The sequence below is a fragment of the Eikenella sp. NML120348 genome, assembly GCF_001648435.1.
Taxonomy (GTDB): domain Bacteria; phylum Pseudomonadota; class Gammaproteobacteria; order Burkholderiales; family Neisseriaceae; genus Eikenella; species Eikenella exigua.
The window spans coordinates 71,993-84,068 of the sequence record NZ_LXSP01000001.1 but is presented as its reverse complement, the minus strand read 5'-3'; the positions used below and the strand labels follow the sequence as shown (position 1 = coordinate 84,068).

Annotated in this window: 13 protein-coding genes and 1 pseudogene; 9 read left to right on the top strand and 5 right to left on the bottom strand. The window is 57.3% G+C overall.

Going from position 1 to position 12,076, the window contains the following annotated elements; all coding sequences use genetic code 11:
- Position 1 precedes the first annotated feature (1 nt).
- From tsaB to A7P99_RS00390, 4 genes are all read left to right on the top strand, one after another.
- On the top strand, positions 2 to 703 hold the full coding sequence (gene tsaB / locus A7P99_RS00405; protein WP_153705690.1) for a tRNA (adenosine(37)-N6)-threonylcarbamoyltransferase complex dimerization subunit type 1 TsaB: 702 nt from the start codon (positions 2 to 4) through the stop codon (positions 701 to 703).
- A complete protein-coding gene (gene rimI / locus A7P99_RS00400; RefSeq protein WP_067446314.1) occupies positions 700 to 1,143 on the top strand; it encodes a ribosomal protein S18-alanine N-acetyltransferase in 444 nt (147 codons plus the stop codon). The genes tsaB and rimI overlap by 4 nt, the downstream gene beginning before the upstream one ends.
- Positions 1,137 to 2,111, top strand: coding sequence for a uracil-DNA glycosylase (locus tag A7P99_RS10180; protein WP_067527535.1), 975 nt, complete (start codon positions 1,137 to 1,139; stop codon positions 2,109 to 2,111). The genes rimI and A7P99_RS10180 overlap by 7 nt, the downstream gene beginning before the upstream one ends.
- Before the next feature lie 223 nt (positions 2,112 to 2,334).
- Positions 2,335 to 2,673: a hypothetical protein gene (locus A7P99_RS00390; protein WP_067446308.1), complete on the top strand. Its 339-nt coding sequence runs from the start codon at positions 2,335 to 2,337 to the stop codon at positions 2,671 to 2,673.
- A 576-nt stretch (positions 2,674 to 3,249) separates the two neighbouring features.
- Here A7P99_RS00390 and A7P99_RS09885 read toward each other — a convergent pair.
- From A7P99_RS09885 to A7P99_RS00375, 3 genes are all read right to left on the bottom strand, one after another.
- Entirely contained in the window at positions 3,250 to 3,474 is a 225-nt protein-coding gene (locus tag A7P99_RS09885) for a hypothetical protein (RefSeq protein WP_156499654.1), read from the bottom strand.
- A gap of 448 nt (positions 3,475 to 3,922) precedes the next feature.
- Entirely contained in the window at positions 3,923 to 4,564 is a 642-nt protein-coding gene (locus A7P99_RS00380) for an NAD(P)H-hydrate epimerase (protein WP_067446296.1), read from the bottom strand.
- A gap of 105 nt (positions 4,565 to 4,669) precedes the next feature.
- Entirely contained in the window at positions 4,670 to 5,320 is a 651-nt protein-coding gene (locus A7P99_RS00375) for a hypothetical protein (protein ID WP_197474734.1), read from the bottom strand.
- A 399-nt stretch (positions 5,321 to 5,719) separates the two neighbouring features.
- On the opposite strand from A7P99_RS00375, the gene A7P99_RS00370 reads away from it, so the two are divergent.
- From A7P99_RS00370 to A7P99_RS00355, 4 genes are all read left to right on the top strand, one after another.
- Entirely contained in the window at positions 5,720 to 7,213 is a 1,494-nt protein-coding gene (locus A7P99_RS00370; protein ID WP_067446293.1) for a UbiD family decarboxylase, read from the top strand.
- A 102-nt stretch (positions 7,214 to 7,315) separates the two neighbouring features.
- On the top strand, positions 7,316 to 7,897 hold the full coding sequence (locus tag A7P99_RS00365; protein WP_067527529.1) for a UbiX family flavin prenyltransferase: 582 nt from the start codon (positions 7,316 to 7,318) through the stop codon (positions 7,895 to 7,897).
- A 166-nt stretch (positions 7,898 to 8,063) separates the two neighbouring features.
- Complete coding sequence (locus A7P99_RS00360) at positions 8,064 to 8,792, top strand: DUF554 domain-containing protein (RefSeq protein ID WP_023886910.1); 729 nt, start codon at positions 8,064 to 8,066, stop codon at positions 8,790 to 8,792.
- Between the two features lie 285 nt (positions 8,793 to 9,077).
- Complete coding sequence (locus tag A7P99_RS00355) at positions 9,078 to 9,521, top strand: pyridoxamine 5'-phosphate oxidase family protein (RefSeq protein WP_067446289.1); 444 nt, start codon at positions 9,078 to 9,080, stop codon at positions 9,519 to 9,521.
- Between the two features lie 92 nt (positions 9,522 to 9,613).
- Here A7P99_RS00355 and A7P99_RS00350 read toward each other — a convergent pair whose 3' ends face one another.
- Together A7P99_RS00350 and A7P99_RS10325 are read right to left on the bottom strand one after the other, a co-directional pair.
- A complete protein-coding gene (locus A7P99_RS00350) occupies positions 9,614 to 10,516 on the bottom strand; it encodes a LysR family transcriptional regulator (protein ID WP_067686173.1) in 903 nt (300 codons plus the stop codon).
- A gap of 178 nt (positions 10,517 to 10,694) precedes the next feature.
- Positions 10,695 to 11,030 (bottom strand): annotated as a pseudogene (locus tag A7P99_RS10325) (heavy metal translocating P-type ATPase metal-binding domain-containing protein); the annotation flags it as partial.
- A gap of 620 nt (positions 11,031 to 11,650) precedes the next feature.
- Here A7P99_RS10325 and A7P99_RS10520 point away from each other — a divergent pair.
- Positions 11,651 to 11,782: a hypothetical protein gene (locus tag A7P99_RS10520; protein WP_255361174.1), complete on the top strand. Its 132-nt coding sequence runs from the start codon at positions 11,651 to 11,653 to the stop codon at positions 11,780 to 11,782.
- Positions 11,783 to 12,076 lie beyond the last annotated feature (294 nt).

The window sequence follows — 12,076 nt, the reverse complement described above, 5'->3', positions numbered from 1 at the left end:
CATGAGCCACACCATTTTTGCCGAACAGCCGCTGCTCGCCATCGACACCTCCACCCAGTGGTTGTCGTTGGCGCTGCGGCACAACGGCCATACCCGTCTATTCCATCAGGAGACCGGCAACCGGCAGTCTGAACTCATCCTGCCGCAGATTGCCACCCTGCTGGATGAAGCCGGGCTGGCTGTGCGCGAACTGGCCGCCATCACCTATGCCCAAGGCCCGGGCGCATTTACCGGCCTGCGCATCGGCGCCGGTGTGGCACAAGGCTTGGCTGCGCCGTTTGGCATTCCGCTCATCCCCGTACCCTGCCTCGATGCAGTCGCTTCGCTCTGCCCCAGCCAAACTGCCGTACTGGCTGCCACCGATGCACGCATGGGCGAAGTGTTCTATGCCTGGTTCAACACCCAAACCCCTCAACGCTTGAGCGATTACCAAGTGGGCAAAGCTGCCGACATCAGGCTACCTGAAAACTTTTCAGGTAGCCTCAACCCTGATGGCATCAGCGGCATCGGCAACGCTTTTGCTCTGCCCGAGCCCCCGCCCTTCCCCGGCCGATCCGACATGCCCACCGCCGAGCACTACTTGATGCTGGCCGCCTCTGGCCGCTACCCCGCCGTTTCCGCCGCCAAGGCCGAACTGCTCTATGTGCGCAACAAAGTCGCCCTTACCGCTGCCGAACAGGCCGCGCGTAAAGGAGCAGCATGATCGTCCGCCTCGCCCGTCCAGACGACAGCGCCGCCCTGGCCGCGCTCGATGAGCAATGCAACCCCTCCCCTTGGTCGGAAAAGCAATTCGCCGCCTGCATCAGCCATGCCAACGAAACCGTGCTCTTGGCCGAACAAGGCCGCGAGCTGGCCGGGCTTATCGTGTGGCAAACCATCCTCGACGAAGCCGAGCTGCACCTTATTGACACCGCTCCTGCCTACCGCCGCCAAGGCGTGGCCAGCCTGCTGCTCGGCCACCTATTCAAACAGGCCAATGCCCAAAAGATCCACCGCATCTTCCTCGAAGTGCGCCACAGCAACCAAGCTGCCATTGCCCTGTATCAACAACACGGCTTCATCCCCTGCGGCAGCCGCCCCGGCTACTATCCCCGCCCCGACGGCAGCCGCGAAGATGCCCTGCTGATGGAGAAACCATGCTGAGCAGCCGCTATCCCCGCCTGCACGAATCCCTCGGCCTCGGCCCTATGTGGCTCAAACGCAGCGCCCGCATTGCCGAGAACGCCCACCCCGAATCGCAAAGGCTACCTGAAAACGAGCATAACAAACCCCGCCCAAGCGGACACGACGCGCTTCAACCCAACCCGCCCCACTCCGCCGCAGCCCAAGCCAGGCTACCTGAAAATGAACAAAGCGGGCTTCGGCAAAACGAGGCCGGCGGGCTTCAGCAACATCCAAGCCACACCCTTGCGCCCAACCAAGCCGCCGCCCGTCCCGCGTCGCCCCCGCAAGGCCACCGTGCCGACGTGTTGGCTGCCATGGCCGTCCCCCAGCCTTTCCAGCCCGCCCCCGCGCCAGCCGAAAACGAAAGCGACCCCCTCGCCGCCGTGCAACGGCTTTGGGCAGCACTGCCCCCTGCCACCTTCGCCAACATAGAAGAGCTGCAACGGCAAGCCGCTGCCTGTGCCGCCTGCTCCCTACACAGCCAGCGCAAACAAGCCCTCAGCGGCTACGGTGCCATGCCCGCTCGCCTCATGGTGATCAGCCTCAACCCCGCCCCCAGCGACGACGAAACCGGCCAGCTTATCAGCGGCCAGCACGGCCGGCTGCTTGACAATATGCTCGCTGCTATCGGCTTGGCGCCCGAACAAGTGTTTCGCACCGCCTGGCTGCGCTGCACACCGCGCATCGCCCTCAAAACCACTCCCGAAGAACAAGTGCGCTGTGCTGCCTTTATCCGCCAAGAATTCGCCTGGGTGCAGCCGCAAGCCGTCCTCCTGCTCGGCAACAGCTTCTACGACCCCGCCCGCCGCTGGCTGCTCGAACAACTCATCGGCCGCACCCCCGCTTTCACAGTCCCCCACCCCGCCATCCTCCTGCGCCAGCCCGAGCTCAAAGCCCAAGCCTGGCATAGCCTCAAACAGCTCAAAGCCGCCTTGGCCAAAGCCTAAGCAAGCTGCACAATATTTTTCAGGTAGCCTTTCCCAGCAGGCTACCTGAAATTTTTTCGATTCAACACAAACAAACCCAGCCACACTCGCCAATGTTATACCCTACCCCGTTACGTTATACTGGATTATAAATTTATATAAATCAACAAATTACTTGCAATCAGCATCCATTTCCACTATCATCGCCGCATCTACAAAACACACTCTTACGAAAGGAAAGGAAATGAACAATTGTCATACCCATGCCAACCACCAACACGTTCACGGCCAAGGCTGCGGCCACACCGCCATCAAACACGGCGACCACATCGACTACATCCACGACGGCCACCTGCACCACGAACATAACAACCACTATGATGAACACAGCCTCGATGTAAACGCTACTAATCCCGACGGCTGCCACCCCGTACAAACCTGTAACGGCCATGTTCACGGCGAAGGCTGCGGCCACGAAGCCGTACCGCACGGCGACCACATCGACTACATCGTAAACGGCCGGCTGCACCACCAACACAGCGACCACTGCGATGACCACGGCCCGGTGAAAATCGTTAAATAAGCCCATGCAAAAATAATTTCAGGTAGCCTTTTCATCACGAAAGGCTACCTGAAATTTTTCGGCTAGAGTTAAATCAACCATTTCCTCAGTAGAGCCAAAGCAATTATTGATTCCCCTATCAGGCGGCAAACCGCAGGCATGCTAAAATTTCCTATCCCCCACCATCCAGAAAGCCCATCATGAACAAAGCCCTCATCGTCGGCATTGCCGACCTGGCCAACTTCCAAACCCAAACCAAGCTGGGCGTCCTATCCGGCAGTGCCCAATGGTAAGGCAACCTCGTTCTCGACCCCTGCCAGCCTAGGAATAAAATTACCATCCGGAGCAGCGACACCATCCATCGTTCACTCTCCAACTACCGCATCGACAGCAAAATCCACATCGTATCCGACTCCCCATAGCTCCACACCTATTTCCCCGAAGGCTTCCTCCTCAACGCCTACCGCCACATCAGCTGGGGCGGCAACGTGCAAACCAACCTCCACCTCCCTGGCCGCACCGTGCAGAAAGACAACAACACCCTCACCTGGCAAGACATCAACGGCCAAGTTACCCTGCACAAAGAAAACAACGAACTCACCCTGCCCCCCAGACCAATACGGCAATATCGAAAACATCCGGCCAGAAACCCTGGTGCAAAACCTGTAATACCGTGCCGACATCCGTATCCACCAGGGCTTTATCCAAGCTGCCAACCACACTTTTGCCGACTGGTCGAACCACAGTTACAACGAAGAAGACACCCGGCAAATCATCGCCAAGCTGCTCCAGCTTCCAGAAGCCACAAGAAGGCGACTCCATCCACCTGATTTACCACAAACCCTAAACAGGCAAAGCATCCGCCCATTTTTCAGGTAGCCTGCATTCCGGCAGGCTACCTGAAAATCATCCACTCCCACCGTGGAAGAGAGCTATGGCTGAAACACCTTTCTCATATAGCTGAAATCATTATTTCTTCATACCAAGCGGCGGGCGGCAAACAGTACAAATAATACGGCAAAGCGAGCTAACACAGCAGGAAGAAATTAAAACCCTAGCCATAGGGAGAACGCAATAAACCGCAAGCCGACAAGATTGCCGCCAATACATCAAAGGCTACCTGAAACCCACACTCCGTTTTCAGATAGCCTTTGCTATAGCTGAAGCACATTTCTCATACCAGACGGCAAGCCGCAGGCAATACACATGTATGACAAAGCGGCCAACGCTCTAGGAAGAGCAGTGTTTTAGCTATAGTCAGCCGTTCGCCCTAATCAATCCCGATATCCAAACACACAATCTCGCCGCACCACTGCTGCGCGGTGGGGCCGGCGTGGGCGGGTTTGAGCGCGGCGAAGGCGTAGGTGAGGTTGGCGCGGAAGGTGTCGTCGGCGGCTTCTCCTGTGTCGCCGTTGAGGCCGGTGGGGATATCGAGCGCCACTTTGTAGCCAACAGCGCGGTTGATCTGGCGGCAACATTCCGCGGCCTCGGGCGGCAGGCTACCTGAAAAACCGGTGCCGAAAATGCCGTCTATAATCAGGCTGTAGCCTTGCTCCAGCTCGGCAGGTAATGCCTCAGCCGGCAGGAAGCGGATACCATCCAAGCCCTGAAGGCGTTGGCGGTTGGTTTCGGCCAAATCCGACAGTATCGCGCCCAAGAGCAGCACAATATCGGCCTGCCAGCCGTGCTGCTGCAACACGCGGGCAATCACCAGCGCATCGCCACCGTTATTGCCTTTGCCGCACACCAAGAGGGCGCGGCCGGGCTCGGGCAACCGGCGCAACAAATCGGCAGCAGCGGCCTGCCCGGCATTTTCCATCAGCTGCAAAAAGCTGGTGCCGGCCTCCACAGCGGCCTGTTCGCGCTCGCGCATTTGGGCGGCGGTATAGATTTTCGGGGTATTTTGCGGCATAGGATTCTCCGGTGTTGGGGTGGGCAAAATTCTATGCCCTTCCAGGCAAACAGGCTACCTGAAGATTCTCAGGTAGCCTGTTTGGCATGCAATCCCAATGCAATTTTAATGCCGATGCCGCTTAGGCATGCGCTGCAAATGGCTTGGATAAACCGCGTGCGTTTCCACCCTGCCCTGTTCCACTGCATTGAGGATGGTTCGGCCTTTTTGGTCTTGCGGGAAGTTGCGCACATATTCGCGCAGCAGCGCCAGGGCCTCGCTGCGTTTGTTTTGCGTTAACAGGGCGGTGGCCAAATCCCGGCCGCTTTCTTGATGACCGGCTTGGTAGGCGGCGCGCAGCATGGGGATGGCGCGTTCCATGCGGGCGCTGGAAGCGAGGAAGTTGCCGAATTCGCCCTGCACGGCGGGTTTGGCGGCGGCAGGAGCGAGGGCAAGCAGGCGGGCGTAGTCGGCTTCGGCACGTTCGGCATAGCCTGCTTGGTCGAGGTTGTGCCCCATCCAGTTGAGGCGGGCGCGCATTTGCAGGAGCGCCAAATACCCTTGGCTGGGCGCAGCACCGGCACGCGGCATGTTGTTTTGCACGAAGCTGTCGAGCAGCACGCCCAAAGGCTGCAAATCGGCGATGGCGCGGCGGCGGTCGGCATCGTTGTCGAACTGCACCGGATATTCCGCCGCATGTGCAGCCAAATTGTCGAACGCACGCTGCACGGCAGGCATGTTCACATTAATCGGCGGATGCTCGGGGCTGCCACTCACCAAGCTTTGCAGGTTCAGCGGCTGATAAGGCGCGGCCAAGGTGGCGGGACAGCCAATGCCAATAGGATGGCGAGCAGGTATTTTTTCTGATGTTCCTTGTAATAGATTGAACACAATCCGGCAGCAAAGGCTACCTGAAAATATTTCAAATAACACAGCGGCAATATACCGAAATTCACATTTGCAGCAAAGAGAGTGTTTTAACTTGGTTACAGTTTGGCTTTCAGGTAGCCTCAAATAGTTCGGGCAGTCTGAAACTCCTGTATCCCACCCCCTTTTCTCCCCATATCTTTTTGGTATCCCCCATCAAATAAAACGGTATTTTTCTATTGGCTACCCGCCACCTATACTGCAACGGCATTCAAAACTTTCCCCCAACGCAACAGAGAGGTGTAGAAAATGCCGAACCCGCAAAAATCCCCCGTTCACGACCTGCGCTCCGCCCTCGAGCTTTTAAAAACCCTGCCCGGCGAATTGGTGTCCACCGATGTGGAAGTTGATCCGATTGCCGAGCTCTCCGGCGTATACCGCTACGTTGGTGCCGGCGGCACCTGTCAGCGCCCCACCCGTAAAAACGGTCCGGCCATGCTGTTTAACAAAGTAAAAGGCTATCCCGGCATTCAGGTAGCCATCGGCTTGGTTGGCTCGCGCAAACGTGTTGGCCAGTTTCTCAATTGTGCTCCCGAACGCCTGGGCTTCCTGCTCAAAGACTCCGTACAAAATCCCATTCCGCCGGTGCTGCTTGGCGAAGGGCAGCAACCGCAATGTCAGGAAGTGGTGCACCTAGCCAGCGATCCCGATTTCGACCTGCGCACCCTGCTGCCCGCACCCACCAACACCGTGGAAGACGCCGGCCCTTATTTCACGATGGGTTTGTGCTATGCCTCCGACCCAGAAACCGGCAAATCCGACATCACCATCCACCGCCTGTGCGTGCAGAGCAAAGACGAGCTTTCCATGTGGCTTACCCCCGGCCGCCACATCGACGCCTTCCGCCAAAAAGCCGAAGCCGCCGGCAAACCGCTGCCGATTTCCATCAGCATCGGCGTGGATCCCGCCATTGAAATCGCCGCCTGCTTCGAGCCGCCCACCACGCCGCTGGGCTTCGACGAACTGAGCATTGCCGGCGCGCTGCGCGGCCACGGAGTGGAAATGGCCAAATGCCTCACCATCAACGAACGCGCCATCGCCCATGCCGAAGTGGTGATTGAAGGCGAACTGCTGCCCGATGTACGCGTGCGCGAAGATCAAAACAGCAACACCGGCAAGGCCATGCCAGAATTCCCCGGCTACACCGGCGACGCCAAGCCCGCCCTGCCCGTAATCAAAGTGAAAGCGGTTACCCACCGCAAAAACCCGATTCTACGCACCACCATGGGCCCGGGCGAAGAGCATGTGAACATGGCCGGTATCCCCACCGAAGCCAGCATTCTGGATATGGTTGAGCGCGCCATGCCCGGCCGCCTGCAAAACGTGTTTGCCCACTCTTCCGGTGGCGGGAAACTTTTGGCTGTGATGCAGTTTAAGAAAATCACGCCGGCCGACGAAGGCCGCCAACGCCAAGCCGCCCTGCTCGCCTTCTCCGCCTTCCCCGAATTGAAACACGTGATTCTGGTGGACGAAGACGTGGATATTTTCGATACCGACGATGTTTTGTGGGCTATGCAAACGCGCTACCAGGGCGATAACGACACCATCTTCATTCCCGGCGTGCGCTGCCACCCGCTCGACCCATCACAATCGCCAGTGTTCAGCAACCGCCTAATCCAGGAAGGCACATCGTGTAAAACAATCTTCGATTGCACCGTGCCGCTGCACCTGAAAGAACACTTCCAGCGCTGCAAGTTTATGGAAGTAGACGTAAAACGCTTCCTGCCTGACTTTGAAGCATAGGCAGAAAGGTTTCAGGTAGCCTCACTCAGCCTTATACGGCCAAGCCGTAGAGGCTACCTGAAAACCAAAGCGCATCCCGTACCATCCACTCAAGGAGCAATCATGGGCAAACAACGCATCATCCTCGGCATCAGCGGTGCCAGCGGCTTCCAATACGGCTATAAAGCCTTGCAGCTTTTGCAAGCCGTGGAAGACTTGGAAGTACACCTCGTTATCTCCAAAGGCGCGGAAATGACCCGCACACTGGAAACGCCCTACAGCCGCGAAGAAGTGTTGGCCATGGCCGACGTAGCCCATCCGATTCAGGATTTGGGCGCATCCATTTCCAGCGGCTCGTTCCAAACCCTCGGCATGCTCGTTGCCCCCTGCTCGATGCGTTCCCTGGCCGCCATCGCCCACGGCCTGAGCGATAACCTGCTCACCCGTGCAGCCGACGTGGTGCTCAAAGACCGCCGCAGGCTGGTGCTGATGGCGCGCGAAACACCGATGAACCTCGCGCATATCGACAATATGCGCCGCGTAACCGAAATGGGCGGCATCATCTTCCCGCCTGTGCCCGCGCTCTACCACCGCCCGCAAACTGTGGACGACATCCTTACCCACAGCGTGGGCCGTGCGCTGGATTTGTTCGGCATTTCGGTGAAACACTTACCGCGCTGGAGCGGCGGCAAGGAAGATAAATAAAGCTTTCAGGTAGCCCAAACCATATTGAAGGCCAGCTAAAACCCAATCCCACCCGCAAGGCCATCAGCATTTCCCGTTTCCCAAGCAAGCCAATGGTATCCTGCCGGCGCCAGGCTGGGGAGAGCTTTACCTAAAAATGGCCTGCAACCCACCAAGGAGATACATCATGACTATGCCAATCGGTCCTTTTGTTAACGGCAGCGCCGTCGTGCTCGGCGGCCTACTCGGCGCATGGATGGGCGCGAAATTGCCCGAACGCGTGCGCACCAGCCTCAATCCGCTATTCGGCCTGACTTCCATCGGCCTGGGCGTGATGAGCATCCCCGGCGTGAAATACTATGCCGCCGTGGTGCTGGCCGCCGTGCTCGGCCTCGTGATTGGTGAATTGTGCTACCTGGAAAAAGGCATCGGCAAAGCCGCCGGTAGCGCACGCGGGCTGATCGACAAAATCTTTCCGCCCAAAGAAGGCATCAGCCAGGAAGAATTCCTCGACAAATACGTTGCCATCGTCGTCCTGTTCTGCGCCAGCGGCACCGGTGTGTTCGGCTCCATGCACGAAGGCATGACCGGCGACCCCTCCATTCTCTATATCAAAACCATTTTGGATTTCTTTACCGCCGGCATCTTCGCCATCACACTGGGCTACGCCGTATCCGCCATTGCCGTGCCGCAGCTGGCCATCCAACTTTCGCTGTTCTTCCTCGCCACCCTCATCGTGCCGCTCACCACGCCCGAAATGCGTGCCGACTTCGCTGCCGCCGGCGGGTTGATCATGCTGGCCACCGGCTTCCGCATCACCGGCATGAAATCCTTCCCCGTGGCCAATATGCTGCCCTCGCTGCTGCTGATTATGCCCATCTCCTATTTGTGGGCAACCTATATAGCCGCACACTAACCGCCTCCATCAAGGGGCTTAGTTGAACCCGGTTTTTGCAATCCAACGTCAAACTCCTAGCGAAACAAAACGGCGCGGCAGGCTACCTGAAACCTGCCACGCCGTTTCCGTTGGCGGGCCGAACACATGATTATTTTCAGGTAGCCTCATATACCGCAGCCCTGCCGCCTGATACCATTCGCCATACCGTAACCAGTGCCGTCTGTTTCCCTGCCTACCGGCACCACCTTTTAGTTTCGCAGAAGCTTTGTTTTCAACCAGCTCTGCTCCCAATCGAGCAACACCATGCCGCCCCTGCCCGCCAATATCCACGCCTTCCTCACCGAACACCACGTTGTCAGCCTGGCCGCCTGCCACGAAGGCGAGCTGTGGAGTGCCAGCTGCTTCTACGTATTCGATCCCGCTGCCGCCCGTCTCATCGTGCTCACCGGCAAAAACACCCAACACGGCCGCCTGATGCTGCACAACCCACATATTGCCGGCACCATCGCCGGCCAGCCCGCACGCATCCGCGATATCTGCGGCATCCAATTTGCCGCCCGCGCCGAATGCATTGCCCACCCTGCCGAACGCCGCGCCGCACTCGATCTCTACGCCCAAGCCCACCCCATCGCCAAAGTTTTTCCCAGCGATATCTGGCAGCTCCAGCTTGAATACATCAAATACACCAGCAACCGCCCCGTCTTCGCCCACAAAACCCATTGGCGGCGCGATGAAGAAAACGGCTAACCCAATCCTCATCCAGCCAAATATTTTCAGGTAGCCTTTCAGCGGATATATCCCCACCGAAAGGCTACCTGAAAGTGTTCCTAAGCAAATTCTCAGCGGCACTTCGGCGCCACAAACGGATAGCCGTTGGCCATCACTTCCTCCAGCCCGCGGATTTCCGGTGTTGTCGTCAGCTTCACCAATGCCGGGAAAAACACCTGCGGATCGGGCGACACCCGCACCAACACGCTGTTGCGCAGCTGCGAAGGGCACATTTCCGATTCCGGTAGCAGCACCGCCGCCTCAATGCCCGACTCAATCCAATCCACAATCACGCTCGGCTGCGACACGTGCATAGTCACCTGCGGCGTAGTGCCGCTCTTGTGCAGCTGATCCATCAACTGCTCAAACGTGCCCACCCCGCTGCTGCGGCGTAACAGAATCAGCGGCAGCCCGCCTAGCTGTTTCAGCGTCATCGTGTCGGGCACCCCTTCCGGCAGCAGGCTGAGGTGTACTACTGCGGCCATCTGCACCGCTGGCAGCGCAACATAGCGGTAGCGCTCCAACCATTTCGGCTGCTGAATAAGCGCAACATCTATCAGCTGATTATTCAGCAATGTTTCTAAATGGCTGGAATCCGATACCAACACATTAATTTCCGTATCGGCATATTGGCTATGGATGGCCATAATCAGCGGCGTGAAATATTTTTGATACAGATGGGTTAGCCCGATGCGCAACACATGCTGCTGCTGTTGGGCAAAAATCAGCGTATCACGCTCAATATTGCCAATGCCCACCAAAATCTCCAGCGCCCGCTCATAAAGGAAAAAACCGGTGGGTGTGGGCCGAATGCGCCCGCCGTCGCGAAACAGCAGCGGCGTACCGATTTCCTGCTCCAGCTCCTGTACCCGCTTGCTCAACGGCGGCTGGGAAATATGCAGCATTTCCGCCGCCTTGGTGAAGCTGCCGCATTCCACCACGGTGCAGAAGTATTTCAGCCGTTTAATGTCCATGGCGTTTCTCCTTTATTTTTAGTCGTACTGAATTAGCAACCAGGTAAAACAGCGAACTGCTGATTTACTCAGCATTCTATCCTAGCCGCCCTGCCATACCTATTTTCAGGTAGCCTTCCCCTATTTCGCCCGCCGCAGCAGGCGCAGGGCGTTGGCGGAAACCAGGAGCGAGCTCAGGCTGCTGCCCAATCAGCCACACGCAGGCCGCACAGGTTATCCTGCCCAGCATCAGCACCGCCTCACGTTCGTTTTCTGTTTTCTCTTCCACAAATTCCGCCTGCATATCCGGCAGCTCATACAGCTTGAGCTGCTCCAGCACTTCCGGCGGCGGCACCGCCCACTCCGCCTCCGCCGTGCGTCGGGAGTAGTAGCTGCCCAGCTACGCCACCGCCTAGCAGCCCGCACAGCAAGCCGGATGGCACACGCCTTCAAATTCAATCGGCAAATCCAAACCGCGCGGCACGGGCAGGCCGCAGTGGAAACAGGTGTTGGCTTGGGATTCGGTGTGGCTCATGGTGTGTGCTTTGCTTATAGGACGGCGCGGATTATAGGCTACCTGAAAATTTTCAGAGCGGGAATAATCTGATGAGAAGCGGATTGATGCCGATATTTGATGTATCGCATTCAAATTTAAAAAGATTTGCTTGCAAAAAATTATTAAACCAGCTATATTCCCAGCAAGCTGTGAAGGCAGTATTTTCAGAGCGATGTATCCGATGTTTTAAGGCATGAAGGCAGGCAAATTGCCCGAAATGCACCGAATATTTCGTAAATTAAGGAAATTATGATGGACATGAAAAAACCTATCTATCTATCTATCTATCTATAGCTGCTTTCACTCTCACCGGATGTGAAACCCTCGGCCTGCCCGGCAGCAATTCCGCAAACGGTTGCAGCAACATCAACTGGGTTCGTCAAAACATCAAGCCGGGGCAAACCACCCATAATGAAGTTATCGAATTGTGCGGCCAGCCCACTTCCTCTAGGCGGGCCGGCGGTTCGCTGCAACTGAATTATGTAACTACGCGGGAAGCGGATGAAACAACGACCAGCATGGTAAACGCGGCCGGCACCTTCGCTATATCTCAGTTCAATATTTTGAGCACTACCAGCAAAAATCCGACGCTAGGTCAAGTGGCAGTCAGAGAGCTCAGCCCCGTGGCGACCAATGCCGGAACATATCTGCCAAGAAGAACCGAAGGCGTAACCATTTTCGTGCGCAACGGCAAAGTCAGCCGGATTGCTGCCAACAATTCGACACAATAACGCCCATTCCGAGCCGCCGTACTGCAACGCATAGTGGCAGCATGGGTAGGGTGTTGCGGAACGCACGCACGCGTTGCTTGAAGTTCCTATCCGCGTGCGTGGCTGCGCCACATACCCTACCGCGCCAAGTCAACCCCGAAAGGCTACCTGAAATTCTCAGGTAGCCTTTTCCGCCCGCCCTTGCCGCGCCGAGCCTTGGGCAATACTGCTATAATGCGGCGTTTTGTATGGCCGCTCCCGGCCGTCATCCCTGGCTGTAATCCCAGGCTGTAATCAGTTATCCACCGTTTTTCA

Excerpts from the sequence above, each read along its gene's own strand:
- A7P99_RS00380 (WP_067446296.1), bottom strand. The coding sequence starts at position 4,564 with ATGCCGCAAAATACCCCGAAAATCTATACCGCCGCCCAAATGCGCGAG.
- A7P99_RS00360 (WP_023886910.1), top strand. The coding sequence starts at position 8,064 with ATGACTATGCCAATCGGTCCTTTTGTTAACGGCAGCGCCGTCGTGCTC.
- A7P99_RS00390 (WP_067446308.1), top strand. The coding sequence starts at position 2,335 with ATGAACAATTGTCATACCCATGCCAACCACCAACACGTTCACGGCCAA.
- A7P99_RS00365 (WP_067527529.1), top strand. The coding sequence starts at position 7,316 with ATGGGCAAACAACGCATCATCCTCGGCATCAGCGGTGCCAGCGGCTTC.
- A7P99_RS10180 (WP_067527535.1), top strand. The coding sequence starts at position 1,137 with ATGCTGAGCAGCCGCTATCCCCGCCTGCACGAATCCCTCGGCCTCGGC.
- tsaB (WP_153705690.1), top strand. The coding sequence starts at position 2 with ATGAGCCACACCATTTTTGCCGAACAGCCGCTGCTCGCCATCGACACC.
- A7P99_RS09885 (WP_156499654.1), bottom strand. The coding sequence starts at position 3,474 with ATGGAGTCGCCTTCTTGTGGCTTCTGGAAGCTGGAGCAGCTTGGCGAT.
- rimI (WP_067446314.1), top strand. The coding sequence starts at position 700 with ATGATCGTCCGCCTCGCCCGTCCAGACGACAGCGCCGCCCTGGCCGCG.
- A7P99_RS00355 (WP_067446289.1), top strand. The coding sequence starts at position 9,078 with ATGCCGCCCCTGCCCGCCAATATCCACGCCTTCCTCACCGAACACCAC.
- A7P99_RS00370 (WP_067446293.1), top strand. The coding sequence starts at position 5,720 with ATGCCGAACCCGCAAAAATCCCCCGTTCACGACCTGCGCTCCGCCCTC.
- A7P99_RS00350 (WP_067686173.1), bottom strand. The coding sequence starts at position 10,516 with ATGGACATTAAACGGCTGAAATACTTCTGCACCGTGGTGGAATGCGGC.